The 23,455-nt window shown below is 69.8% G+C and carries 19 protein-coding genes and 2 tRNA genes; 14 read left to right on the plus strand and 7 right to left on the minus strand.

The annotated features are described in order from the left end of the window. The first annotated feature begins 124 nt into the window (after positions 1 to 124). From EDC82_RS05010 to ettA, 4 genes are all read left to right on the plus strand, one after another. Positions 125 to 1,840: a dynamin family protein gene (locus tag EDC82_RS05010; protein ID WP_006945985.1), complete on the plus strand. Its 1,716-nt coding sequence runs from the start codon at positions 125 to 127 to the stop codon at positions 1,838 to 1,840. After that, positions 1,837 to 3,510 (plus strand): GTPase family protein, encoded by a 1,674-nt coding sequence (locus tag EDC82_RS05015; protein ID WP_006945916.1) that lies wholly within the window; start codon positions 1,837 to 1,839, stop codon positions 3,508 to 3,510. Before EDC82_RS05010 ends, EDC82_RS05015 begins: the two co-directional genes overlap by 4 nt. Positions 3,511 to 3,816: 306 nt before the next feature. Further along, positions 3,817 to 4,323 carry a single-stranded DNA-binding protein gene (locus EDC82_RS05020; protein WP_006945968.1) on the plus strand — a complete coding sequence of 169 codons (507 nt, stop codon included), beginning with the start codon at positions 3,817 to 3,819 and terminating at the stop codon, positions 4,321 to 4,323. Between the two features lie 115 nt (positions 4,324 to 4,438). Then, the gene (gene ettA / locus EDC82_RS05025; RefSeq protein ID WP_006945958.1) at positions 4,439 to 6,121 is read left to right on the plus strand and encodes an energy-dependent translational throttle protein EttA; all 1,683 of its coding nucleotides are present in this window, start codon (positions 4,439 to 4,441) and stop codon (positions 6,119 to 6,121) included. 614 nt (positions 6,122 to 6,735) lie between these two features. On the opposite strand, the gene EDC82_RS05030 is transcribed toward ettA, so the two are convergent. Together EDC82_RS05030 and EDC82_RS05035 are read right to left on the minus strand one after the other, a co-directional pair. Beyond that, the gene (locus tag EDC82_RS05030; protein WP_115296393.1) at positions 6,736 to 7,332 is read right to left on the minus strand and encodes a GNAT family N-acetyltransferase; all 597 of its coding nucleotides are present in this window, start codon (positions 7,330 to 7,332) and stop codon (positions 6,736 to 6,738) included. 122 nt (positions 7,333 to 7,454) lie between these two features. Beyond that, a complete protein-coding gene (locus EDC82_RS05035; RefSeq protein WP_006945875.1) occupies positions 7,455 to 8,426 on the minus strand; it encodes an acyl-CoA thioesterase II in 972 nt (323 codons plus the stop codon). A gap of 102 nt (positions 8,427 to 8,528) precedes the next feature. On the opposite strand from EDC82_RS05035, the gene EDC82_RS05040 reads away from it, so the two are divergent. The 3 genes from EDC82_RS05040 (at position 8,529) to EDC82_RS05050 (ending at position 11,029) form a co-directional block, all read left to right on the plus strand. Further along, entirely contained in the window at positions 8,529 to 9,008 is a 480-nt protein-coding gene (locus EDC82_RS05040; protein WP_038567517.1) for a thioesterase family protein, read from the plus strand. Then, positions 9,005 to 9,718, plus strand: coding sequence for a hypothetical protein (locus EDC82_RS05045; RefSeq protein WP_062258270.1), 714 nt, complete (start codon positions 9,005 to 9,007; stop codon positions 9,716 to 9,718). Before EDC82_RS05040 ends, EDC82_RS05045 begins: the two co-directional genes overlap by 4 nt. Positions 9,719 to 9,991: 273 nt before the next feature. Further along, a complete protein-coding gene (locus EDC82_RS05050) occupies positions 9,992 to 11,029 on the plus strand; it encodes a Gfo/Idh/MocA family protein (RefSeq protein WP_062258281.1) in 1,038 nt (345 codons plus the stop codon). Positions 11,030 to 11,187: 158 nt separating this feature from the next. On the opposite strand, the gene EDC82_RS05055 is transcribed toward EDC82_RS05050, so the two are convergent. The 4 genes from EDC82_RS05055 to pepN form a co-directional block, all read right to left on the minus strand. Further along, on the minus strand, positions 11,188 to 12,924 hold the full coding sequence (locus EDC82_RS05055; RefSeq protein WP_082740849.1) for a glycoside hydrolase family 13 protein: 1,737 nt from the start codon (positions 12,922 to 12,924) through the stop codon (positions 11,188 to 11,190). A 116-nt stretch (positions 12,925 to 13,040) separates the two neighbouring features. After that, on the minus strand, positions 13,041 to 13,445 hold the full coding sequence (locus EDC82_RS05060) for a globin (RefSeq protein WP_006945874.1): 405 nt from the start codon (positions 13,443 to 13,445) through the stop codon (positions 13,041 to 13,043). Positions 13,446 to 13,518: 73 nt separating this feature from the next. After that, positions 13,519 to 14,625, minus strand: a complete 1,107-nt coding sequence (locus EDC82_RS14880; protein WP_062258271.1) for a mechanosensitive ion channel family protein — start codon at positions 14,623 to 14,625, stop codon at positions 13,519 to 13,521. A 264-nt stretch (positions 14,626 to 14,889) separates the two neighbouring features. Continuing rightward, the gene (pepN, locus tag EDC82_RS05070; protein WP_062258273.1) at positions 14,890 to 17,475 is read right to left on the minus strand and encodes an aminopeptidase N; all 2,586 of its coding nucleotides are present in this window, start codon (positions 17,473 to 17,475) and stop codon (positions 14,890 to 14,892) included. Between the two features lie 119 nt (positions 17,476 to 17,594). Between pepN and EDC82_RS05075 the strand changes: the two genes are divergently transcribed. From EDC82_RS05075 to EDC82_RS05085, 3 genes are all read left to right on the plus strand, one after another. Beyond that, positions 17,595 to 18,245: a DsbA family protein gene (locus EDC82_RS05075; protein WP_082740853.1), complete on the plus strand. Its 651-nt coding sequence runs from the start codon at positions 17,595 to 17,597 to the stop codon at positions 18,243 to 18,245. Positions 18,246 to 18,301: 56 nt separating this feature from the next. Then, on the plus strand, positions 18,302 to 18,769 hold the full coding sequence (locus EDC82_RS05080; RefSeq protein ID WP_038567531.1) for a ribose-5-phosphate isomerase: 468 nt from the start codon (positions 18,302 to 18,304) through the stop codon (positions 18,767 to 18,769). A 140-nt stretch (positions 18,770 to 18,909) separates the two neighbouring features. Next, complete coding sequence (locus EDC82_RS05085) at positions 18,910 to 20,058, plus strand: PP2C family protein-serine/threonine phosphatase (protein WP_062258277.1); 1,149 nt, start codon at positions 18,910 to 18,912, stop codon at positions 20,056 to 20,058. A gap of 114 nt (positions 20,059 to 20,172) precedes the next feature. Here EDC82_RS05085 and EDC82_RS05090 read toward each other — a convergent pair whose 3' ends face one another. Beyond that, complete coding sequence (locus EDC82_RS05090) at positions 20,173 to 20,364, minus strand: antitoxin (protein WP_006945905.1); 192 nt, start codon at positions 20,362 to 20,364, stop codon at positions 20,173 to 20,175. A gap of 231 nt (positions 20,365 to 20,595) precedes the next feature. Between EDC82_RS05090 and EDC82_RS05095 the strand changes: the two genes are divergently transcribed. The 4 genes from EDC82_RS05095 (at position 20,596) to EDC82_RS05110 (ending at position 23,443) form a co-directional block, all read left to right on the plus strand. Continuing rightward, positions 20,596 to 20,669: transfer RNA gene (locus EDC82_RS05095), tRNA-Gly, on the plus strand. A 120-nt stretch (positions 20,670 to 20,789) separates the two neighbouring features. After that, a tRNA-Pro gene (locus tag EDC82_RS05100) sits at positions 20,790 to 20,863 on the plus strand. Between the two features lie 113 nt (positions 20,864 to 20,976). Continuing rightward, a complete protein-coding gene (gene tig / locus EDC82_RS05105) occupies positions 20,977 to 22,581 on the plus strand; it encodes a trigger factor (protein WP_074041098.1) in 1,605 nt (534 codons plus the stop codon). Between the two features lie 238 nt (positions 22,582 to 22,819). After that, positions 22,820 to 23,443 (plus strand): ATP-dependent Clp protease proteolytic subunit, encoded by a 624-nt coding sequence (locus tag EDC82_RS05110; protein ID WP_038567538.1) that lies wholly within the window; start codon positions 22,820 to 22,822, stop codon positions 23,441 to 23,443. Positions 23,444 to 23,455: the final 12 nt, after the last annotated feature.

The raw sequence follows: 23,455 nt of genomic DNA on the forward strand, positions 1-23,455 counted from the left end.
CGCGGGATGGCGACGTGGTCGGCAGGGCATCAGGCGTCGATGCCACAGCGCCGTCATGGCATCCGGGAACGGTCGATGCGCCGAGCGAGTTGAGCCGCACGCGCGCACCGGCAAGACTGACAGGGTGAACGAACCCTTCAACGCCGCCCGGCTGCACGCAGCAGTCGGTGAGCTGCGCGCCGCCGTCGCGGCCAACGTCCTCCCGTTCGAGACGGCTGACGCGGCGGTCGCTCGGCGCTCGCAGCACGAGCTCGTCGCGCAACTCGACGACTACGTCATGCCCCGCCTCGAATCGCTCGACGCGCCGCTGCTCGCCGTCATCGGTGGATCGACGGGTGCGGGCAAGTCGACGCTCGTCAACTCGATCGTGCGCGAGCAGGTGACGCGCTCGGGTGTCCTGCGCCCGACGACGCGCGCGTCGGTTCTCATCCACCACCCGAGCGACACGCACTGGTTCATCGACGAGCGGGTGCTGCCCGGCCTGTCACGCCTGACCGGCAGTGCGACGCAGGGTGACGACCCGTCGTCGCTGCGGCTCGTCGCGTCGGCGTCCGTGCCGCGCGGGCTGGCGCTGCTCGACGCTCCCGACATCGACTCCGTCGTCTCCGCGAACCGCGACCTGGCCCGACAGCTGCTGTCGGCCGCCGACCTGTGGCTGTTCGTCACGACCGCGGTGCGCTACGCCGACGCGGTGCCGTGGGAGATGCTCGAGCAGGCCACGGAGCGCGGGACGTCCGTCGCCGTCGTCCTCGACCGGGTGCCGCGCGAGGCGATCGACGAGGTGCAGGCCGACCTCGCGCGCATGCTCGCCGCGCAGGGGCTGGGCCGTGCGCCGGTGTTCGCGGTCGCCGAATCGCCGCTCGACGACTTCGGCATGCTGCCGCAGGCCGAAGTCGCGCGCATCACCGAGTGGCTCAACTCGCTCGCGAGTGACGCGATGTCGCGGCAGGCCGTCATCCGCCGCACCCTCGACGGCGCCCTCGACTCGCTGGCGCCGCGCGCACGGGCGAGCGTCGCGGCGGCGCGGGCCCAGGAGGACGCCCACGCCCGGCTGAGTGACGTGGCCCACGAGGCCTATCGCGAGCACCTGCAGGAGGTGGCCGAAGGTCTTGAGGACGGCACGCTGCTGCGCGGCGAGGTGCTCGCGCGGTGGCAGGAGTTCGTCGGCACGGGTGAGCTGTTCAAGCAGTTCGAGGCCGGCGTCAGCCGCCTGCGCGACCGCGTCTCCGCTCTGTTCACCGCGCGGACGGAGAAGGCCGCACCCGCGAGGGATCTGGGGGAGGCGCTGCAGTCCGGGGTGGCGCAGCTGGTCACCTCACACGCTGAATCGGCAGCTCTCGACGCCGGCCGCGGTTGGCGCCTCGACGACGCGGGCAAACCGCTCGTGGCGCGTCACCCCGAGCTGACCTCAGCCAGTCCGCAGGTGGCCGACCACATCGAGCGGCTCGTGCGCGACTGGCAGGGCGACGTGCTCGAGCTCGTCCGCTCCGAAGCCGGTGAGAAGCGCTCGACGGCGCGTTTTCTCGCGTTCGGCGTCAACGGCATCGCCGTGCTGCTCATGATCGTGACGTTCGCCTCGACCGGCGGCCTGACGGGCGCTGAGGTCGGCATCTCCGCCGGCTCGTCCGTGCTCGCGCAGCGCCTGCTCGAGGCGATCTTCGGCGACCAGGCCGTCCGCTCGCTCGCCAAGGCGGCCCGCGGTCTGCTCATCGAGCGCGTCGAGGCGCTCTTCGCCGCCGAGGAACGTCGCTACCACGCTGCGCTCGGTGAGGTGGCTTTGCCGAAGCAGGCGGCGGCTCGCATCGAGACGGCGCTCACCCACGTCGAGGAGGCGCGATGAGCTGGAAGCCGTTCGGACGCGAGCGGCGCGAACGCGCCGAGGTCGTCGCCCCCATCACGCGCGAGGAGGTCGACGGCCGCGCCGCTGCGCTGCAACGCGCGCTGACGCTCGGTGGGCCCGCCTTGCCCGCGGACGATGTCGCCGTCGCCCGCAAGCTGCTGGCGCGTGTCGCCGAGCGCTCACGGATCGGCGGTGACCACACCGTCGTCGCGCTCGCCGGGGCGACCGGCTCCGGCAAGTCGAGCCTGTTCAACGCGCTCGTCGGTGAGCCCGTCTCGCGGGTGGGCGCGCGCCGCCCGACGACGTCACGGGCCGCCGCGGCGGTCTGGGGTAAGAGCGTTCCGAGCGAGTTGCTCGACTGGCTCGACGTGCCTTCACGCCATCAGGTGCAGGCCGCGATGCCACGTCATGCCGAGCTCGACGGCCTCGTCCTGCTCGACCTTCCCGACTTCGACTCCCGTGTGCGTGAGCACCGTGCGGAGGCCGATCGCGTGCTCGAGCTGTGCGATCTGTTCGTGTGGGTCACCGACCCGCAGAAGTACGCCGACGCGGTGCTTCACGAGCAGTACGTCCGCCAGCTCGCGGTCGCGAAGGCGACGTCGATCGTCGTGCTCAACCAGGCCGATCGGTTGACGCCGGAGGGGGCCGACAGCTGCCTCGCCGACCTGAGTCGCCTCCTCGTCGAGGACGGGCTGACGGACGCGCTCGTGCTGCCCACCTCGACGGTCGTCGACGGCGGTGTGACGACCCTCGTGGACGCTCTCGCGGACGTCGTGCAGGCCAAGAATGCCGCCGATCGGCGCCTCGCGGGCGATCTGCGGCATCAGGCCCAGCGGCTCAGCTCGCACGTCGGAGCGGTGCGCGAGCATCGCACGAGTGGGACGAACGCCGAGCTCGTCTCCGCCCTCGCGCAGTCGGCCGGTGTGGGGGTGGTGCTCGACGCCGTCGAGCGCGACTACCGCACAGAGGCGGCACGGCGCACCGGATGGCCGTTCACGCGATGGTCGCAGAAGCTCAAGGCGCGGCCGCTCGCGCGGCTCGGGCTCGACAAGCAGGTGTCCGACGGTATGAGCCGCGGTGATCGGCGCGTCGTGCTCGGCAAGTCGTCGCTGCCTCCCGCGACGCCGGCCGCGCGCGCTGCGGTCGACCTCGCGACGAGGCGTCTCGGGGAGAAGGCTGCGGACGGCCTGCCGGACCCCTGGGCAGACGAGGTGCGCAGCGCCGCGACGGGGCGTGACGGCGCCATGGCCGACGCGCTCGACCAGGCCGTGCTGCGCACGCCGTTGCGCGGACGCTTCCCGGGTTGGTGGGCCGCGGCGTCGGCGCTGCAGTGGGCCTTCGCCGGTGTCGCGCTGGCCGGGGCCGCGTGGTTGATCGTGCTCGCGTTGCTCGGCACGATGCAGATCCACGTGGGCGTCCCGACGATGGCGGGTGATTGGCTGCCCATCCCGCTCGTCATGCTCGCCGGCGGGTTGCTCGCGGGGTTGTTGCTCACGGTCCTCACGCGGACCCTCGCTCGGACGGGAGCCCGACGCGCACGTCAGGATGCGCAGGAGCGCCTCGACGAGGCCATCGCGCAGGTGGCGTCGGAGCGCATCATCGCGCCCGTCGAGGCGGTCGTGAGGCGCCACGACGACACGGCACGGGCGCTCGCGGAGGCGTCTGCCTGAGCCGCGGGCGATGGTTGCGGTGCTGGTGGGTGGGGGCTCTGCGGACGGTACGGCCGTGGGTCAGGCGCGGGGGTGACGTGGTTCGGCTCCGGGCTGGGGATGGTGACGCTGCGTCGCGGCCGTCCCCAGGCGAGCCGTGCCAGCTGTGAATCTGCCCTCCCAGGCAGCGCACGGGAGGGCCTATCCACAGCATCGGTGACGGTGGGACGCGCGGGGCGGACGAACCTGCCTAGCGTCGGGATCACGACCGGCCGAGGTGGCCGGCGCGATGCCTGACGCGGCCGCGGCCGCAGTGGAGGAACCACCATGAACGAGGTAGCGATCGACATCAGCGGCACCGTCGTCACCGACCCGGTGCTGCGCCAGACGAAGACAGGGGATGCGTTCCTCACGTTCCGGATGGCGGTCAACGAACGCCGCTGGAACGCGCAGGAGAACACGTGGAGCGACGGTGCGTCGCAGTTCTTCAGCGTGACGGCGTTCCGCACGCTCGCGGGCAACGCTTATCACTCGCTCGCGAAGGGTCAGCACGTCATGGTCTCGGGTCGGCTGCGGCTCAGTCAGTACGTCGCGCAGGACGGCTCGCAGCGCATGAGCGTGCAGATCGACGCGCACGACATCGGCGCCTCCCACAAGTTCGGGCAGACGTCGTTCACGAAGTGCTCCGACCCCGTCATCCCGAGCTCCGACCGCCTCGCCGACGACATCGTCACGGAGGTGACGCGCACGGTGGAGAACGAGCAGTTCGGCCGCAGCGAACCCGCGTCCGACGAGGAAGCCACCGAGGGGCGCCGCGCGCTCGTCGACGCCTGAGACGGCGAGGCCGGCCGGGCGGTGAGCACGTCACCGCCCGGCCGGGCGGACGTCGGGCCCCGCACGCGCCGCGGAAAGTCGCGTCGAACGGCTTGCAACCGATAGCCTCGGGCGCATGGCTGAGTTCATCTACACCATGACCAAGGCGCGCAAGGCCGTTGGCGACAAGGTGATCCTCGACGACGTGTCGATGTCGTTCTACCCCGGCGCCAAGATCGGCGTCGTCGGACCCAACGGCGCCGGCAAGTCCACCATCCTCAAGATCATGGCGGGGCTCGACCAGCCCAGCAACGGCGAGGCACGCCTGTCCCCGGGCTACAGCGTCGGCATCCTGCTGCAGGAGCCACCGCTCAACGAGGAGAAGGACGTGCGCGGCAACGTCGAGGAAGGCCTCGGCCAGATCAAGGTCGACCTCGACCGGTTCAACGAGATCTCCGCCGAGATGGGCGAACCCGACGCCGACTTCGACGCCCTCATGGAGGAGATGGGCAAGCTCCAGGAGAAGATCGACGCGGCCGATGCGTGGGACATCGACTCCCAGCTCGAGCAGGCCATGGACGCCCTGCGCTGCCCGCCCGGTGACGCCGATGTCTCCGTCCTCTCCGGTGGTGAGAAGCGCCGCGTCGCGTTGTGCAAGCTGCTGCTGCAGAAGCCCGACCTGCTCCTGCTCGACGAGCCCACCAACCACCTCGACGCCGAATCCGTCCTCTGGCTCGAACAGCACCTTGCGAGCTACCCGGGCGCTGTCCTCGCCGTCACCCACGACAGGTACTTCCTCGACAACATCGCCGGCTGGATCTGCGAGGTCGACCGCGGTCGTCTCTACCCGTACGAAGGCAACTACTCGACGTACCTCGAGAAGAAGCAGGAGCGCCTCACCGTCCAGGGCAAGAAGGACGCGAAGCTTGCCAAGCGCCTCAAGGAAGAACTCGAGTGGGTCCGCTCCAACGCCAAGGCCCGCCAGACGAAGTCGAAGGCACGCCTCGCGCGCTACGAGGAGATGGCCGCCGAAGCCGAGCGCACCCGCAAGCTCGACTTCGAGGAGATCCAGATCCCGCCGGGCCCGCGCCTCGGCGCGCAGGTCATCGAGGTCAACGACCTGAAGAAGGGCTTCGGCGACCGCGTCCTCATCGACGGGCTGTCGTTCACGCTGCCGCGCAACGGCATCGTCGGCGTCATCGGCCCCAACGGCGTCGGCAAGACGACCCTGTTCAAGACGATCGTCGGCTTCGAAGAGCCAGACGCCGGCACCGTGAAGATCGGTGAGACGGTCAACATCAGCTACGTCGACCAGAACCGCGCCGGCATCGACCCCGAATCGACTCTGTTCGAGGTCGTCTCCGAAGGAAACGACCACATCCAGGTCGGCCAGGTCGAGATCCCCGCACGCGCCTACGTCTCGCAGTTCGGGTTCAAGGGCCCCGACCAGCAGAAGAAGGCCGGCGTCCTGTCCGGCGGTGAACGCAACCGCCTCAACCTCGCCCTCACCCTGAAGCAGGGCGGCAACCTGCTGCTGCTCGACGAACCGACCAACGACCTCGACGTCGAAACCCTCGGATCCCTCGAGAACGCGCTGCTCAGCTTCCCCGGCTGCGCTGTCGTCATCAGCCACGACCGCTGGTTCCTCGACCGCGTCGCGACGCACATCCTCGCCTACGAAGGCACCGACGAGAACCCCGCCGCGTGGTACTGGTTCGAAGGAAACTTCGACGCCTACGAGAAGAACAAGATCGAACGCCTCGGCGCCGAAGCAGCACGCCCCCACCGCGTCACACACCGCCGGCTCACCCGCGACTGAGGATCAAGCGCGCGAAGGTAGGACCGCAGCGAAGCGAGGATCCTGCCGCAGCAAGCGCTGACGAAGTCGCGGAAAGGACACGCGACTGAGGATCAAGCGCGCGAAGGTAGGACCGCAGCGAAGCGAGGATCCTGCCGCAGCAAGCGCTGACGAAGTCGCGGAAAGGACACGCGACTGAGGATCAAGCGCGCGAAGGTAGGACCGCAGCGAAGTGAGGATCCTGCCGCAGCAAGCGCTGACGAAGTCGCGGTAAGGACACGCGACTGATACTCCCTCGACCCGTCTTCCGGGCGGCGCGGATCCTGAGCTCGCGGGCTCGCCCAGGAGCGCCGCGCCACCTCGGTGCGACAGGCCTTCGGGCTGGATGACAGCAACGCCTCTCACTCACACCTCGCACGCTCGGTGTTCGTGAGGGGCGTTGCTGTCATCCAGAGTCCATGGTGCGCCGGGTCACTGTCCGCTGTCCCTGCGTCGTGAGGTGGGGGACGGATTGGGCTCGGGGAAGGGCTGCGTCATGACGCGTGCTCGTGGTGCCGCCGCGACGTCAGAGCCGGCCGGCATCGCCGGCGCAGTCAGTGCCGCGGTCTGGGGATCCGGACCGTCGGGCTGACGGGTCAGCGCCGTTTCGCGAGGCGCGCCTCGAGAGAAGCCTTCGAGGCCGGCCACTCGTGCGCAAGGATCGAATAGACAACCTTGTCGCCCAATGCGCCGTTGCCCTCGCGACGATCGGCGCGCAACACGCCGTCGCGCCTGGCGCCGAGACGCTCGATCGCGGCCTGTGACTGCTGGTTCATCCAGCTCGTCTCGTACCGCACACACTCGACCCCGATCGTCTCGAAGGCGTACGTCATGAGCAACAACTTGCTCTCCGCGTTCGTGCCCGTGCCGTGCGTGGACGCGCGATTCCACGTGTAGCCGATCGACACGCGCGGCACCGCGTCGACGATGTCGTAGAACGTCGTGCACCCCAACACCTGCTCGTCCGCCAGCCGCACCGCGACGAACGGCACCATGAACCCCGACTCGCGCCATGCGAGGCGCTGCTCGATCATCGCGCGAACACCGTCAGCGCGCGGAACGCTCGTGTACCAGCGCGTCCACATCTCGCCGTCGTTGACGGCGTCCACGAGGCCGTCATGATGCTCGAGCGTCAAGGGCTCCAACCGCACCAAGGACCCGGTCAGCGTGATGTCAGCGTCGAAATCAGTCATGCCCCTCAACGTAGCGCCCATGCGTCGCAGCCCGACGGATGTGACCAAGAATCGCGGATAGGCACGAACATCGCAGATGGGGACGGGAATCGCAGTCGTGCAGGGGATGGCGGTACGCGAGGTCAGGGGCGGGGGGCGTCCTTGAGGCGCATCATGCCCTCCTGCGCGACGGTGGCGACGAGGGTGCCGTCCTCGGTGAACATGCGCCCCACGCCGAGGCCGCGCCCACCCGACGTCGAGGGTGATTCCTGCGCGAACAGGATCCACTGCGTCAGATCCACGGGTCGGTGGAACCACATCGCGTGATCGAGGCTCGCAGCGCGGTAGCCGGGTGACGACCAGGCGATGCCGTTGGCGCGCATCGCCGCCTCGAGCATCGAGTAGTCGGAGGCGTACGCTAGGATCGCAGCGCTGAGCAGCGGGTCGTTCGGCACCTCACGCAGTGTGCGCATCCACAGGTTCTGGAACGGCTGACGTTCGTCCGCCGGCGCGAGATAGAGCCCGCCCTCGACGTGTCGAACGTCGACAGCGCGTCCGCGCGCCCAGTGCTGCGCCATCGGGTGATCGATGTCGCCGACGATGTCCGCGGTCGTGGGCAGCGACTCGGGGGCCGGCACGTCCGGCATCGTCACCTGGTGGTCGATGCCGCCGGCGTCCTCCTGGAAGCTCATGATGACGCTGAGGATCGGCGCGCCGTTCTGGATCGCGTGCACGCGCCGCGCGGAGAACGACCCACCGTCACGTAGTCGCTCGACGGCGAAACGCACCGGCTGCGCAGCGTCCCCCGGGCGCAGGAAGTACCCGTGCAGGGAGTGGATGTGGCGCGGCGCCCCGGGCTTGATCTCACCGACGGTGCGGCCGGCCGCGACGATGCACTGCGCGAGAACCTGCCCGCCGAAGATGCGCCCGTGCGGCTGCGGCTGCGATTCGCCGACGAACAGGTCCGCGGCGCTCTGACCGAGGTCGACGCGGCGCTCACCGTCCTCGTCGAAGGACGCGGAGATCGTTGCACTGCCCACCGGGCGGACGTCGAGGATGTTCAGCAGGTCGCCGACCGGGTCGTCGGACGGTTCGATCGAAACGAGGGAAGTCACGAGGCGAGGCTACCCATGAACGGCGCCTCCCGCGCGCAACCGCGTGACATGACACCGCCGTCGGTTGGTGATCGGGCCTGGGCGCGGGGGATAATGACCGCCATGACCTACGCGCCCGACTATGCCTCCGTCGTGCCCGTTCCGCTGCGGTGGTCGGACATGGACGCCTACGGCCACGTCAACAACGTCCAGTTCCTGCGTCTGCTCGAGGACGCCCGCATCCTCGCGTTCGCGCAGTGGTTCGGTCGTGAGCGTTCCGTCGTCGGCGAAGGCATCATCGTCGCGCGTCACGAGATCGAGTACCGGGCGCCGTTGCTGTTCCGCATCGAGCCGATCGAGGTCGCCATGTGGATCACGCACCTCGGCGGCGCGGCGTACGACGTCGGGTACGAGGTGCGCGACGGGGGGCACGGTTCGACGACGTACGCGCTCGCGGAGACGACGCTCGTCGGTTACGACTTCCAGACCGAGCGGCCGCGCCGGCTCGAGGAGCACGACAAGACACAGCTGCGACGCTTCGTCGGCCCGCCCGTGCCGTTCCGCCACCGCGCTGCCGAGAAGCGCCGCGAGGCCTCGGCGTGAGCGACGGGTTGGAGCTCGCGGACGTCCAGGTCGCCGCAGACCTGACGACGTACGTCGCCCGCGCGCGCACGCTCGACGCCGACGGCGCGATCCGCCTCCAGGCGAGTGGAGCGACGCTCGCCGCGTGGGTCGGCGTGCGCAAGGGCCGCGGACTCATGGGGGAGGGCACCGTCATAGGGTTGCGGGTGCTGCCGCTCGCGCGCGCCGTCGACGAGCCGGTCGACGTCGTCGTCCCATTGGCGGCGGTCGCCGATCGTCTGGCTCGCAGCGGTTCGCCGCGTGGTGCGGTCGCGAACGCCGCGCCCGGTGCAAGCCCCCAGGTCGTCGACGAATCCGATGGCGCCTTCACGCTCGAGATCCCGCCGATGACGGTGCGCACGTCCTGGGCTGCTGTCACGCCCCCGCGCAGCGGATGGTCGCCGCTGGCGCGCCTGCCCGTCGACGGTCTCGTGCACGTCGCGCGCGTCGGCATCGAGGAGGTCGCCACCGGAACCCCCGAGGGCGCCGGTGCCGCAGCCGTCGAACAGCTCCGTGAACGCGTCTGGAACCGCCCGATCGAGGGTGATCTCGGCGGCGCCGACGGGTTGCCCACCGGGGCCGCGCTCGGGCTGTACGCGCTCGGATTCGCCGTCGGCGATGTCGCGACGGTGTACGGCACGGCCCGCTGGCATCGCGTCTCGACAGACGTCGGGCACGTTCTCGTGCGCTGATGGCTCGGGGCGCGCGGCGTCGTTGACGCGGGTTTGCGCACCTCAAGGGTGGGCCGCGCGGGCGGGGGATGTCGCTCGTCGCTCGGACCGCGAGCGTGCCGATCGGCTGGGGTGCGCGACGTTGCTGACGCGGGGTGCGCACCTGGCGGCGCGCGTTCGGGTGCGATGCGTCACCGTCGAAATCCTCCGCACCTGAGCGGTCGGGCATCCGACGCCGTGCACGCGAGCCCGCCGAGCCGAACGAAGGGTGCCTGCGCGGTTATCGTCGTGACCATGACGCACCGTTCACTACCGCAGCCACGCACCCTCGACCCCATGGACGCACCGAGCCTGCGCTGGGGCATCATCGCGCCCGGCGGCATCGCCCGCACGTTCGCGCAAGCGCTCACGGCGCGGACGTCGCAACGCATCGTAGCCGTCGGTTCTCGAAATGTTCAGCGGGCGCAAGAGTTCGTCGACGAATTCGCCTCCGGAGCAACGGCCTACGGATCCTACGGCGAACTCGTTGCTGACGACGACGTCGACGTCGACGTCGTGTACGTCGCCTCGCCACACAGCGCGCACCGCGACCACGCACTGCTCGCCATCGAGGCGGGCAAGCACGTCCTCGTCGAGAAGGCATTCACGCGCAACGCCGCCGAGGCTCGGGAGGTGCTCGAGGCGGCGGAGCGCGCCGGCGTGTTCGTCATGGAAGCCATGTGGTCGCGCTTCCTGCCGCACTACGACGTGATCCGTCAGGCCATTGACGCCGGCCTCATCGGTGACGTGCGCTGGATCGCCGCTGACCACGGTCAGGCGCTCTACCCGGAGGGGCCCCAGCGCCTGTCCGATCCCGCCCTCGCCGGCGGTGCGCTCCTCGACCTCGGTATCTACCCGCTCAGCTTCGCGGCGATGCTCATGCCGCAGGTCGACGACGTCGTCGCCACCGGCATCCTCACGCCGCAGGGCGTCGACGAATGCGAGACGATCACCCTGCGCGGCGGTGGTTCCATCGCCGGTCTCGGCACGACGATGGCGACGCAGACGCCCAACACCGCCGTAGTCGCCGGCACCGAAGGGCGCCTCGAACTCGACGGGTGGTTCTACTTCCCGACGCAGGTGCGACTCGTCAGCAACGACGGCGAGGTGCTCGACACCTTCGACGGTGCCGACGACCTGCACGCGCTGCACTTCGAGGCCGTCGAGGTGGCCCGCTGCATCAGCGACGGCCGCCGCGAGTCGCCCCTCATGCCACACGCCGAGACGTTGCGCGTCATGGGTCTCATGGACGAGATCCGCCGTCAGCTCGGGGTGGTCTACCCGGGGGAGTGACCGTGCGCCAAGCACGCGTCATGCCAGGACGCACCCACGACAGCTCCGGCTACCGTCGACGCACGATGGCGGGTAACTCACAGGTAGGCGCCTCGTGACGCGCCTACGCGTGAGTTACCCGCCATCATCGCGTCGCGCTGCGACCGGGTGGGCCTCGATCAGGCTCGCGTGAACCAGACCGTCACGTCGCGTTCGACGGTGAGGCTGTCGGCCTCACCGCTGCTCAGGACGACGAACGCGTCGTCGGGCAGGGCGACCGGCTCACCGAAGTTCGTGACGACCCACAGGTCCTCGTGGCCGTCACGGCTGTTGACGAACGCCAGGACGTCGTCGCCGGCACCCTCGACCCACGTGAGAGAGCCGGAGCCCAGTTCGCGGGCGTGACGCTCGCGCAGCATGCGGCGGTAGAACTCGAGCGTCGAACCGGCCACGCCGTCCTGCTGGTCGACGGCGAGGTCACCGTAGACCTCGGGCTGCGGCAGCCACGTCGCCTCCGACGGGCCGAACCCGAACGACGGCGCGTCCTTGACCCACGGCATCGGCACGCGGCAGCCGTCACGGCCGGCCTCGGTGTGCTCGGAGCGCTCCCACGTCGGGTCCTGACGCGCCTCGTCGGGCATCGTCGTGTGGTCGGGCAGGCCGAGTTCCTCACCCTGGTACAGGTAGGCGCCGCCGGGCAGTGCCAGCTCGAGTGCCGTCGCCGCGAGGGCGCGACGCAGGCCGAGTGCCGCGTCGGGCTGCGGGTCCTCGGCGCGGATGCCGTTGGGGCGCGGCTGCCCGACGGGCAGCGCAAGACGAGTGGCGTGACGCACGACGTCGTGGTTGCTCAGGACCCACGTCGTCGGTGCGCCGACGGAGTCGTTCGAGCGGTACGACGACGTGATGCTCTCGTGCAGGTCGGCGGCACGCCACGGTGTCTCGAGGAAGGCGAAGTTGAACGCCTGGTGGAACTCGTCCGGGCGCACGTAGCGGGCGAGGCGCTCGGGCGGGCTGACCCACGCCTCGGCGCACATCGCGCGGTCGGCGGCGGAGTCGTAACCCTCGGTGTCGCGCGGGTTGTAGGAGTCGAGCAACTCGCGCCACGCGCGGTAGATCTCGTGCACGCCCTCCTGATCCCACATCGGGCCGCCGTTGTCGTGGCTCGCATCGCCGGTGCCGGCCATCTGCGCGTGCGCCGCGTGATCGGGCAGCCCGTCGGCCTTGATCAGGCTGTGCGCGACGTCGACGCGGAAGCCGTCGACACCGCGGTCGAGCCAGAACGTCAGGATCGAGACGAACTCGTCGCGGACCTCGGGGTTGTTCCAGTTGAAGTCCGGCTGCTTGGGGTCGAACAGGTGCAGGTACCACTGCTCGGGGTTGCCGTCGGCGTCGCTGACGCGCGTCCACGCGTTGCCGCCGAAGATCGCCTGCCAGTCGTTCGGCGGCAGTTCACCGTTCTCGCCCTTGCCGTCGCGGAACAGGTAGCGCTCGCGCTCCGGCGAACCAGGGCCGGCCGCGAGGGCCGCCTTGAACCACTCGTGCTCGTCGGAGGAGTGGTTCGGCACGAGGTCGACGATGACGCGCAGGTCGAGCTCGTGCGCGCGGGCGATCAGCTTGTCGGCGTCGGCGAGGGTGCCGAACAGCGGGTCGATGTCGCGGTAGTCGGCGACGTCGTAGCCCGCGTCGGCCATCGGGGAGGTGTAGAACGGCGAGATCCACAGCGCGTCGACGCCGAGGTCGCGCAGGTAGGGCAGCTTGGCGGTGATGCCGGGCAGGTCGCCGACACCGTCACCGTTCGAATCGGCCCACGAGCGCGGATACACCTGGTAGACGGCGGACGTACGCCACCATTCCTGGCCGCCGAGGCCGACGTGCGTCGCTGAGGTCTGCTTGATCCACGAAGTCTGTTCACTCACCGCCCCAGTCTGCCAACCACGGGCGCTGGGACGAAACCGTCCGCATCACCCGCGGCCGAGAGGGGCTCGACAGGCCCATCGCTGCCCGAGCCGTTCGACTCGGTGACGGCGGCGCGTCAGCGAACCGGGTGCTCCGGCTCCGGCCCGGGGGTGTTGACGAGGCTGTAGGCCGCGCGCACGAGGTAGTCGCGCAGCAGGCGGTCGAGCTCCGGTTCCAGGGCGACGTCGTCGCACGCCGCCATGATGTGCGTCAGCCAGCGGTCGCGCTGCTCGGGGGTGACGGCGAACGGCATGTGTCGCATCCGAAGGCGCGGGTGGCCGCGCTCGGCCGAGTACGTCGTCGGGCCGCCCCAGTACTGTTCGAGGAACATCTCGAAACGGCGCTTCGCGGGCTCGAGATCGGCCTCGGGGTACATCGCTCGCAGCGTCGCGTCCTGCGCCACGCCGTCGTAGAACACCTCGACGAGACGGTGAAACGTGGCGTGGCCGCCCATGCGGTCGTACAGCGTCGGCTCACTCATGCGTCCAGTCTTTCACCCGCGCGCCACGGCCGTCGCGTGGCCGGAGGTCCCTTCATTGGTGCCGCGGTCGGCCTCACCTCGGCAGGGCGGTGTTGACGGCGGCGAACGGCTGGGCCGGCGGGCCCTTGACGCCTGCGTCCTCGAGCGCGATGACGCTGCGTCGGCGCAGTTCGCGGCTCACGCCGAAGTTCTCGTTCGGCGCCGTCTTCGCGATGATGCGGAACGTCATCGTGCCGCCCGCCACCGATTCGACACCCGCGACGTTCGGGCGCTCGATCAGCTTCTCGCTCCACTCGGGGTCGGCCTCGAGCGCGTCGACGACGCCCTCGAGCACATGGGTGACGGTGTGGATGTCCGAGTCGTAGGCGACCGGGATGTCGACGAGCGACGTCGACCACCCCTGCGAACGGTTGGCGACGCGCACGATCTCACCGTTTCGGACGTACCAGACGACACCGTTCGCGTCGCGCAGCCGCGTGATGCGCAGCGTCACCTCCTCGACGGTTCCGATCGCCTCGCCGGTGTCGATGACGTCACCGACGCCGTACTGATCCTCGAAGATCATGAAGATGCCCGACAGGTAGTCCTTGACGAGCGACTGCGCGCCGAAGCCGAGCGCGACGCCCGCGACTCCGGCGCTCGCCATGATCGGGCCGAGCTGGATGCCGCACTGCGCGGCGATCGTCAGCGTCGCGACGACGACGACCGCCACCGTCGTGATCGAGCGCAGCAATGACCCCATCGTCGCGGCGCGCTGACGGCGACGCTCGTCGTCGAGACCTGCGGCGGCACGCAACCGGGCGCGGGTCGGAGCGAGCAGGTCGCCGGCGCTGACGGCGGTGCTCCCCGCAGCGCCTTCCGCCCCTCCCGCAGCGCCTTCCGGCTCTCCCGCAGCGTCGCCCGCGCCTTCTGGCGCCTGGGCGGAAGGGGTGGCGGCGCCCGTCTGCTGACCGGCCTCGTCAGTGGCCCCACGTGTCTCGTCCTGCCCAGAACGCGTCGAGCGGGGGCGGGCGATCATCGCCTCGACGGCCCGCGAGATCGCGCGGTGGGCGAGCCAACGCACCGCGACGGCCGCGACGACGATGATGACCACCTGCACCGGAGTGCCACCGACGTGGTGCCACAGATCGCCCATCGTCGACGTGCGCAGTGGGACGAGGCTCAGGGGAATCGATGACATGCCGTCATCCAATCACCCGCGCCCAGCTCGTCTCGAACGACCGACGTGGGCCGATTCGCTGCCGCCCCACGTGAAGCGAGAGTCTCGCAGAGCCCAGGCTCCCCGGGCTCTGCGCGATCACTGCCGCCGGCGCAGCTGCGTCGCGACGGCACACACGATGCGGCCCGGGACGATCGAAACCGTCCCGGGCCGCATCACGTGCATCACGACGCGGGAAGCACGAGCACTCACGGCTCGCGCGCATCACCGCCCGTCGCGGCGGGCTCAGCCGTGCTGTCGCGCCGCCTGTGCGTCGAAGCGCTGAGCCTCGACGGCGCGCGCCACGGTGTCGCGGTTCTCGGCAACGGTGCGCACGAGACCGGCCGGGGCGTCACGGTGGGCGTCGAGCCAGGTGTTGGCCTGCGCGAGCAGCTGCGGCCCGGCGAGCGTGAACGGGAAGAACGACCCGATCGTCAGCTCCGCGATGTGGTGCGTGCGCGAGGCCCAGTAGCCCTCGGCCATCTCGAAGTAGCGCTCGATGTACGGCTCGAGCAGTGCCTCGTCGTGCACGTGCCCGAAGCCCGCGGCGGTCTCGGCGATCGTCTGGTTCGCGAGCGCGTCGGAGTCGACGACGGACGCCCACGCCGCGGCCTTCGCCTCGGCCGTCGGGATCGCCGCCCGGGCACGCGCGGCGCGCTCAGCGCCGGTCGCGGTGTTGTCCCGCTCGAGTTCGGCCGCGATCTCGGGCTCGCCGAGCACGCCACCGGCGACAAGGCTCGTGAGCAGCGTCCAGCGCATCTCGGTGTCGAGGGCGAGACCGTCGAGCACGGACGAGCCCTCGAACAGGCCGCGGACGAACGCGAGGTCGTCGGCGCTCGCGGCGAACGACGTGAACGCCTGCGCGAGCTGGAGCTGCGCATCGGAGCCGGGCTCGGCCGACAGCAGCAGACCGCGCAGAGTGCGGGCCACGAGGGCGACGACGTCGTCGCGGTGCTCCGGTGCCGTGTACGTGCGCGCGGCGGTCGTCAGCTGCCCGAGCAGGGTGCGCAGCAGCGTCGAGTCACTCTCGCCCGGCAGCGTCGCGAGGGCCATGTCGATGAAGTCGCGCGCCGACATCTCCGCATCGCGCGTCATGTCCCAGGCGGCGCCGAGCACGAGGGCGCGCGGCAGCGAATCCGTGAACGCGCGCGGGTGGGCGATGGCCGTGGCGAGGCTGCGCGCATCGAGACGGATCTTCGCGTAGGCGAGGTCGTCGTCGTTGACGAGCAGCAGGTCGGGTTGCGGCGTGCCGACGAGCTCGCTCACCTCGGTGCGCTCACCGTCGACGTCGAGCTCGACGCGCGCGGTGCGCGTCAGGGCGCCGTCACGCAGCATGTAGCAGCCGACGGCGAGGCGGTGCGGACGCAGCGTGGGGTAGTCGTCGGCGGCGCTCTGCTCGATGACGACGCTCGTCATGCGGCCGTCGTCGTCGGTCTCGACGATCGGGCGCAGCGTGTTGACGCCGGCGGTCTCGAGCCACAGCTTCGACCACTGCGTGAGGTCGCGTCCGCTCGTCGTCTCGAGCTCGGCGAGCAGCTGCGGCAGCGTCGTGTTCTGCCACGCATAGCGCGCGAAGTAAGCGCGCAGACCGGCGGTGAACGGCTCACGCCCGACGTAGGCGACGAGCTGCTTGAGCACCGAAGCGCCCTTGGCGTACGTGATGCCGTCGAAGTTGACCTCCACGTCGGCGAGGTCGCGGATCGGGGCGACGATGGGGTGCGTCGAGCTCAGCTGGTCCTGACGGTAGGCCCACGCCTTCTCGGACGTGCCGAACGTCGTCCACGCCGATTCCCAACGAGTCGCCTCGGCCTGCGCCGTCGTCGAGGCCCACTCGGCGAACGACTCGTTGAGCCACAGGTCGTTCCACCACTTCATCGTGACGAGGTCGCCGAACCACATGTGCGCGAGCTCGTGCAGCACCGTCAGCGCACGGCGCTCGACGACGGCCTCCGAGACCTTGGCGCGGAAGACGTAGATCTCGGAGAACGTCACGCAGCCGACGTTCTCCATCGCGCCCGCGTTGTATTCCGGCGTGAAGATCTGGTCGTACTTGGTGAACGGGTAGGGCTGGTCGAACTCGTTCTCGAAGAACGCGAAGCCACGCTTGGTGATGTCGAAGATCTCGTCGGCGTCCATGTGCGGAGCGAGCGACTTGCGGCAGAACACGCCGAGAGGGATGGTGCCGGCGCGCGTCTCGACGCTGTCGCGGTACGCCTCGTAGGGGCCCGCGACGAGCGCGGTGACGTAGCAGGAGATGCGGGCGGTGGGGGCGAACTCCCACGTCGCGGCCGGCTCGCTCACCCCGTTCGGACCCGTGTAGGTCTGCGTCGCGGGCTTCGGCTCCGGCGTCGTCTCGTTCGACAGCACCTGCCAGCGCGCGGGCGCCGTGACGGTGAACTGGAACGTCGCCTTGAGGTCGGGCTGTTCGAAGACGGGGTACATGCGTCGCGCGTCCGGCACCTCGAACTGCGAGTAGAGGTAGACCTCGTCGTCGGCGGGGTCGACGAAGCGGTGCAGGCCCTCACCGGTGTTCATGTAGACGCCGACGGCGTCGACGCGCACCTCGTTCTCGGCGGCGAGATCGGTGAGGCGGATGCGCGCCCCGTTCCAGTCGACGTCACGCTCCTCGCCGTTGACGACGACGCGGCTGACGGACTCGCCCAGGAAATCGAGCCATGTCTCGCTGCCGGGCTGCGCGCTGAAGCGCACGACGCTCGACGTCGCGAACGTCGTCGGGCCGGTGGTGAGGTCGAGGGTGACGGCGTAGGAGTCGACGGTGATGTTCTCGCCGCGGGTCTGCGCGTCGTCGCGGGTGAGGTTGGCCCCGTTCACGTCAGTGGTGTCCTTCCAGCAGGGTTGAGGAACGGCGGTGCGCGAAGTGGTGTGCGCCACAGCCGTTCGGGCGGTGCTGCCCATCCTTGCACGAGCGCTCGAGGTGGCAGGATGGGACGGTGAGCGAAAATCAGCCCGAGTCCGCAGCCCCTACCGTCGAGATGTTCTTCGACCCGATGTGCCCGTGGGCGTGGATGACGTCCCGCTGGCTCATGGAGGTCGAGAAGGTGCGTGACGTGCGCGTCACCTGGCGCGTCATGAGCCTCGCCGTCCTCAACGAGGGCCGCGACCTGCCCGATGATTACCGGGCCTTCCTCGAACAGGCGTGGGCGCCCGCACGCCTGGTCATCGCGGCGCAACAGGCGCACGGCGACGACGTCGTCAAGCCGCTCTACGACGCGATCGGCACCCGCTTCCACCCCGGCGGCGCCGACCCGCGTGACGCCGAGAGCGTGCGGCGCGTGCTCGTGGAGTCGCTCGCCGAGTGCGGTCTCGAGCCGGAGCTCGTCGACGCGGCGACCAACGTGCCCGGCGACGATGTCGACGTCGCCCTGCGGGCCGCGCACAAGCGCGCGACCGACCTCGTCGGCACGGACGTCGGCACCCCCGTCGTCGCGTTCGGCGGCACCGCGTTCTTCGGCCCGGTCGTGACGCCGGCGCCCAAGGGTGAGGACGCCGGGCGCCTGTGGGACGGCTGCCTCCTCGTCGCGGGCACGCCCGGTTTCTACGAACTCAAGCGCAGCCGCGACGTCGGCCCCGACTTCAGCTGACCCTCCGCACCACCACTGCCCCTCAGGCCATATCTTCGCGACAAGGACGAGCACACATGCGCATTCACATCGGTGGCGACCACGCAGCTTTCGAGACCCAGCAGGCCCTGCTGACCTACCTGACCGAGCAGGGTCACGAGGTCATCAACCACGGCCCGAGCGAGTACGACGCCGAGGACGACTACCCGGTCTACGTCCTGCGTGCCGCCGAGGGCGTGCGTGACGACGAGGGCTCGCTCGGCATCGTTCTCGGCGGGTCCGGCAACGGCGAGCAGATGGCGGCGAACAAGGTCAAGGGCATCCGTGCCGCGCTGTGCCTGACGCCCGAGTTCGCCTCTCTCGCACGCGAGCACAACGGTGCGCAGATCCTGTCGATCGGTGGTCGCTTCGTCTCGATCGACGAGGCCAAGCAGATCGCCCGCACCTTCATCGAGACGCCGTACGCGGGCGTCGAGCGTCACGCGCGCCGCCTCGCGATGGTCGAGAAGTACGAACGGGACGGCACGCTGCCCTCCGAGGGCTGAGGCCTTCGAACGGCCCGCGCGGCGCGATCTTCTCGCCGCGTGACGGGCCGTCGGCCCGGGTCGGTGGAGCCTGTCACCCACGCAGGTGCATGCTCCACCACCCCTGGTGCGCGTGAGGCAACCCCTATAGGCTGGCGCGCGTGGTTCTGGAGGCTCAACGCGAACAGACGCGCCTGCGTCAGTCGGTGCAGCGTGCCGTGGCCACTCCGATCTCCAAGCCGCACAGCGTCGTCGTCGCGTTCGCGCTGCTCACCGCGATCGTCTGTGCCGCCGCCATCGCGCTCACGCCGACGATGTCGCATGCGGTCTTCATCCCGCTCATCGTCGCCGCAGCGTTCCTGTTGTCGGGGCGTCGCCTGGCGCTCGCCATCGCCATCGTCCTGACGGGCTATGTGACGACGGCCGCGATCACCTGGTCCGACGCGCCGACGCAGTGGTCCGTCGCGGTGGCTCTCGCCCTCATCGTCGGCATCGTCGCGTTCGCGAACCGTCAGCGCTTCACGATGGGTGTGCCGCTCTCGGTCGGCTCGAGCATGCTCAAGGATCTGCGGCAGCGGCTCGACACCCAGGCCCTGCCACCCGAGATGCCGGACGGGATGCGCGTCGAGCACTGTGTCATGCCCTCACGCGGGGATGCATTCAGCGGTGACTTCGTCGTCGCCGCCCGACGCGACGACCACCTGCACCTCGCCCTCACCGACGTCTCCGGGCACGGCCCGTCTGCCGGGATGCGTGCGCTGCTGCTCTCCGGCGCCCTCGCAGGGTTGCTGGGGGAGACGCGCCCGGAGGATTTTCTTCCCGGCGCGAACCGCTACCTCATCCGCCAGGGCTGGCGCGACGGGTTCGCCTCCGCCATCCACGTCTCGATCAACGTCGAGGACGGCCAGTACTGCGTCGGTACGGCCGGTCACCCGAGCGCCGCGCATTATCACGCGGGCACGCGCCGCTGGGAGATGATCACCGGCGCGGCCGGTCTGCTGCTCGGGTTGTTCGACCAGGGGCCGCAGGACTACGCGCGCGCCGGCGGGGTGCTCGAGCCCGGCGATGTCCTGCTCCTCTACACCGACGGCGTCGTCGAGGGCCCTGACGGCGACCTCGCGGCCGGGACGCAGCAGATGCTCGGCCTCGCGCAACGGGCCATCAGCGCCGGCCCGGAGGGGGCGGCCCAGCGCATCTGCGAGGCCTCGGCGCGCACCGGGGGGCAGGACGATCGCTCCGTTGTCGTCATCTGGCGGCCCGTGCCTGAGTCGTCCGAATCGCGCCACGCGCGCGGAACCGCGTCCGTCTGAGTGAGCGCGCCCTTCTGAGCGAGTGCATCTGCCCGATCGACCTATCCTGCTTGAACGACGAACGGCGCCGCCCCCCACCGGGGAGCGGCGCCGTCAGCGTTCAACGGAGGCAGCTCACTCGCCGCCGAAGGCGCCGTCGAGTTTCTCGTTCGCGAAGTCCTGGCCCTTGTCGATCTGGTCGGCGTGCTGGCCGCCCGTCTTGTCGTCGGCGAAGTCGCCGGCCTTCTCGACGCCCTGGTCGAGCTTGTCGGGGTTGTCCTGGGCGAACTCGCTGGCCTTGTCCTTGGCGCTGTCGAAAATGCCCATGATGTGCCTCCTGCGAATGGAAGTGCTCCGGCGAACCGGACTCATCTTCACCGAAGCACATGCGCGGGGGCGGCGTCGAGACCGCCGGCATCGTTCGTTGGCGAACGTCTCGGTGGCCAAGACGACCGTCGGCGGCGCTTCGCGCGAGCACGGGGGCGACGGCGGCGGGCTAGGTCAGCCCCCGCGGATTGGGGCGTCACGGCGTGTTCGGGTAATGTGTCCGAGAAACGTGCGGGCGTAGCTCAATGGTAGAGCCTCAGTCTTCCAAACTGATCACGCGAGTTCGATTCTCGTCGCCCGCTCCAGCACCGCGACGGCGGCTCCCGCGGGGGCCGCCGTTCGTCTTGCGAGAGCGCGCCCCGGCGCGATCGCAGCAGGACGGCGCGCGCGGAGCGGCCCGCCTCGCCTCTGGTGAGCGGGGCTGACGGGGTGTGGCGCAGCTTGGTAGCGCGTCCGCTTTGGGAGCGGAAGGCCGCAGGTTCGAATCCTGTCACCCCGACCGTTAGCATGAACGACGAGTAAGAGGAGTGCGCCGCGCCGCAGGCAGGGCCGATGATCGGCCGGCCAGTGCGGGCGCGCCCACCATCACCGATCGACTGGAGTGCACCGCTGATGAAGAGCGCTGTCGAAAACCTAACCCCGACCCGGGTCAAGCTCACCGTTGACGTCACGGCCGACGAACTGAAGCCGAGCATCGAGAAGGCCTACACGACCATCGGCTCGCAGGTTCAGATCCCCGGTTTCCGCAAGGGCAAGGTTCCCGCGAAGCTCATCGAGCAGCGTTTCGGCCGCGCGGCCGTCATCCAGGAAGCCGTCAACGAGGCGCTTCCGGAGCTGTACACGAACGCGATTGTCGAGAACGACGTCAAGGTCCTCGGCCAGCCCGAGGTCGACATCACCGAGTTCCCGCTCGAGGACGGCGCGGGCCTGAGCTTCACCGCCGAGGTCGACATCCGCCCCGAGATCACGCTCCCGGCGTTCGACACGCTCGAGGTCGAGGTCGAGCCGATCGAGGTCTCCGACGCCGACATCGACGAGCGCATCGCCGAGCTGCGCGAGCGTTTCGGCACGCTCGAGTCGGTCGAGCGCAAGGCCAAGAAGGGCGACTTCGTCACGATCGACCTGTCGGCCACGATCGACGGCAACGAGATCGACGCGGTCTCCGGTGTCTCCTACGAGATCGGCTCGGGCACGATGCTCGACGGTCTCGACGAGGCGCTGACGGGCCTCAAGGCCGGCGAGGAGGCGACGTTCACCTCGCCGCTCGCCGGCGGTGAGCACGAGGGCGAGAACGCCGAGTGCACCGTCAAGGTCGAGTCGGTCAAGGTCCGTGAGCTGCCCGAGCTCGACGACGAGTTCGCCCAGCTGGCGTCGTCGTTCGACACGATCGACGAGCTCAAGGCCGACCTGCGCGCCGAGGTCGAGCGCACCAAGCGCTTCGAGCAGGGCGTCCAGGCCCGCGACAAGGTCCTCGAGGTCCTCCTCGAGCAGCTCGACATCCCGGTGCCCGAGTCCATCGTCACCGAAGAGGTGACGAACCACCTCGAGGGCGAGAACCGTCTCGACGATGACGAGCACCGCGCCGAGGTCACCGAATCGACGCGTCAGCAGGTCGCGACGCAGCTCCTGCTCGACGAGATCGTCGAGAAGCACGAGATCCAGGTCGGCCAGGACGAGCTGATCGAGTACCTCATCATGTCGGCGCAGCAGTACGGCATGGACCCGAACACGTTCGCGCAGGCGCTCGACGCGCAGGGCCAGGTGCCCGCCATCATGGGTGAGGTCGCTCGCCGCAAGGCGCTCGCCACCGTTCTCGAGTCCGCCACGGTCAAGGACACGGCGGGCAACGTCGTCGACCTGAACGCCGCCGTCGACACCGGCGATGACGAGGACGAGGCGCAGGCCGCCGACGCCGCCGACGGTGAGAACGCCACTCCGGTCGCCTCCGAGGACGCCGACGCCGACGCTGCGGACAAGCCCGCCAAGAAGGCTGCCGCGAAGAAGACGACGACCAAGAAGGCCGCGTCGAAGAAGACGGCAACGAAGAAGGTCGCCGCCCCTGCCGAGGCCACTGACGCCGACTCCGCTGAGGCCGCGGAGAAGCCGGCCAAGAAGGCAGCCGCCAAGAAGACGGCTGCGAAGAAGACGGCGACGAAGACCGCCGCCAAGAAGACCGCTGCGAAGAAGACGGCCAAGAAGGCTGTCGACGGCGAGTGAGTCGTCACTGACGTCTGAGACGAGGGCCGCGCGAGCAATCGGGCGGCCCTTCGTCGCGTCCGGGCCCAGGCGAACGTCGAGCCTTGCGCTGACGGCGAACAAGCCCCGAGACGGGGACGAAACGCTCGGGCCCGCGCGTTAGGGTCAGTGAAGAGTTCAAGCGTGATGTCACCCGCTCGGGGTGGCAGATTCGGAACGGAGTGATCCCTTGACGAATGCCCAGTCCTCGGACGTGGTCATGGCAGGCCCGCAGATGGCCGCCGGCCTCGACGACCAGATCTACAACCGGCTCCTCAAGGAGCGCATCATCTTCCTCGGTTCGGATGTTCGCGACGACAATGCGAACGCCATCTGCGCGCAGCTGCTGCTGCTCGCCGCAGAGGACCCGGAGAAGGACATCTGGCTCTACATCAACTCGCCCGGTGGTTCGGTGACGGCCGGCATGGCCATCTTCGACACGATGCAGTGGGTGCCGAACGACGTGTGCACCGTCGCGATGGGTCTGGCCGCGTCGATGGGTCAGTTCCTGCTGTCCGCCGGCGCCAAGGGCAAGCGCTACGCGACGCCGCACGCGCGCATCATGATGCACCAGCCGCTCGGCGGCATCCAGGGCACGGCCTCCGACGTGAAGACGCAGGCCGAGCAGCTGCTGCACATCAAGAAGCAGATGGCCGAGCTCATCGCCGAGCACACGGGCCAGCCGGTCGAGAAGATCTCGGCCGACTCCGACCGCGACCGCTGGTTCACCGCGGCCGAGGCCAAGGAGTACGGCTTCGTCGACCACGTCTTCGAGCGTTCGCAGGACGCTACCAAGGACGCGACCGGGGACGCTGCGGCATTCTCCGAGTCGTCCGACCACTGATCTCGCCCACGA

The organism is Dermacoccus sp. SAI-028 (assembly GCF_004346775.1).
GTDB lineage: Bacteria > Actinomycetota > Actinomycetes > Actinomycetales > Dermatophilaceae > Dermacoccus > Dermacoccus nishinomiyaensis.

Bases quoted from the DNA above. Each gene is read 5' to 3' on its own strand.
- EDC82_RS05015 (WP_006945916.1), top strand. From the start codon at position 1,837: ATGAGCTGGAAGCCGTTCGGACGCGAGCGGCGCGAACGCGCCGAGGTC.
- EDC82_RS05020 (WP_006945968.1), top strand. From the start codon at position 3,817: ATGAACGAGGTAGCGATCGACATCAGCGGCACCGTCGTCACCGACCCG.
- ettA (WP_006945958.1), top strand. From the start codon at position 4,439: ATGGCTGAGTTCATCTACACCATGACCAAGGCGCGCAAGGCCGTTGGC.
- EDC82_RS05030 (WP_115296393.1), bottom strand. From the start codon at position 7,332: ATGACTGATTTCGACGCTGACATCACGCTGACCGGGTCCTTGGTGCGG.
- EDC82_RS05040 (WP_038567517.1), top strand. From the start codon at position 8,529: ATGACCTACGCGCCCGACTATGCCTCCGTCGTGCCCGTTCCGCTGCGG.
- EDC82_RS05050 (WP_062258281.1), top strand. From the start codon at position 9,992: ATGACGCACCGTTCACTACCGCAGCCACGCACCCTCGACCCCATGGAC.
- EDC82_RS05060 (WP_006945874.1), bottom strand. From the start codon at position 13,445: ATGAGTGAGCCGACGCTGTACGACCGCATGGGCGGCCACGCCACGTTT.
- EDC82_RS14880 (WP_062258271.1), bottom strand. From the start codon at position 14,625: ATGTCATCGATTCCCCTGAGCCTCGTCCCACTGCGCACGTCGACGATG.
- EDC82_RS05080 (WP_038567531.1), top strand. From the start codon at position 18,302: ATGCGCATTCACATCGGTGGCGACCACGCAGCTTTCGAGACCCAGCAG.
- EDC82_RS05090 (WP_006945905.1), bottom strand. From the start codon at position 20,364: ATGGGCATTTTCGACAGCGCCAAGGACAAGGCCAGCGAGTTCGCCCAG.
- tig (WP_074041098.1), top strand. From the start codon at position 20,977: ATGAAGAGCGCTGTCGAAAACCTAACCCCGACCCGGGTCAAGCTCACC.
- EDC82_RS05110 (WP_038567538.1), top strand. From the start codon at position 22,820: ATGGCAGGCCCGCAGATGGCCGCCGGCCTCGACGACCAGATCTACAAC.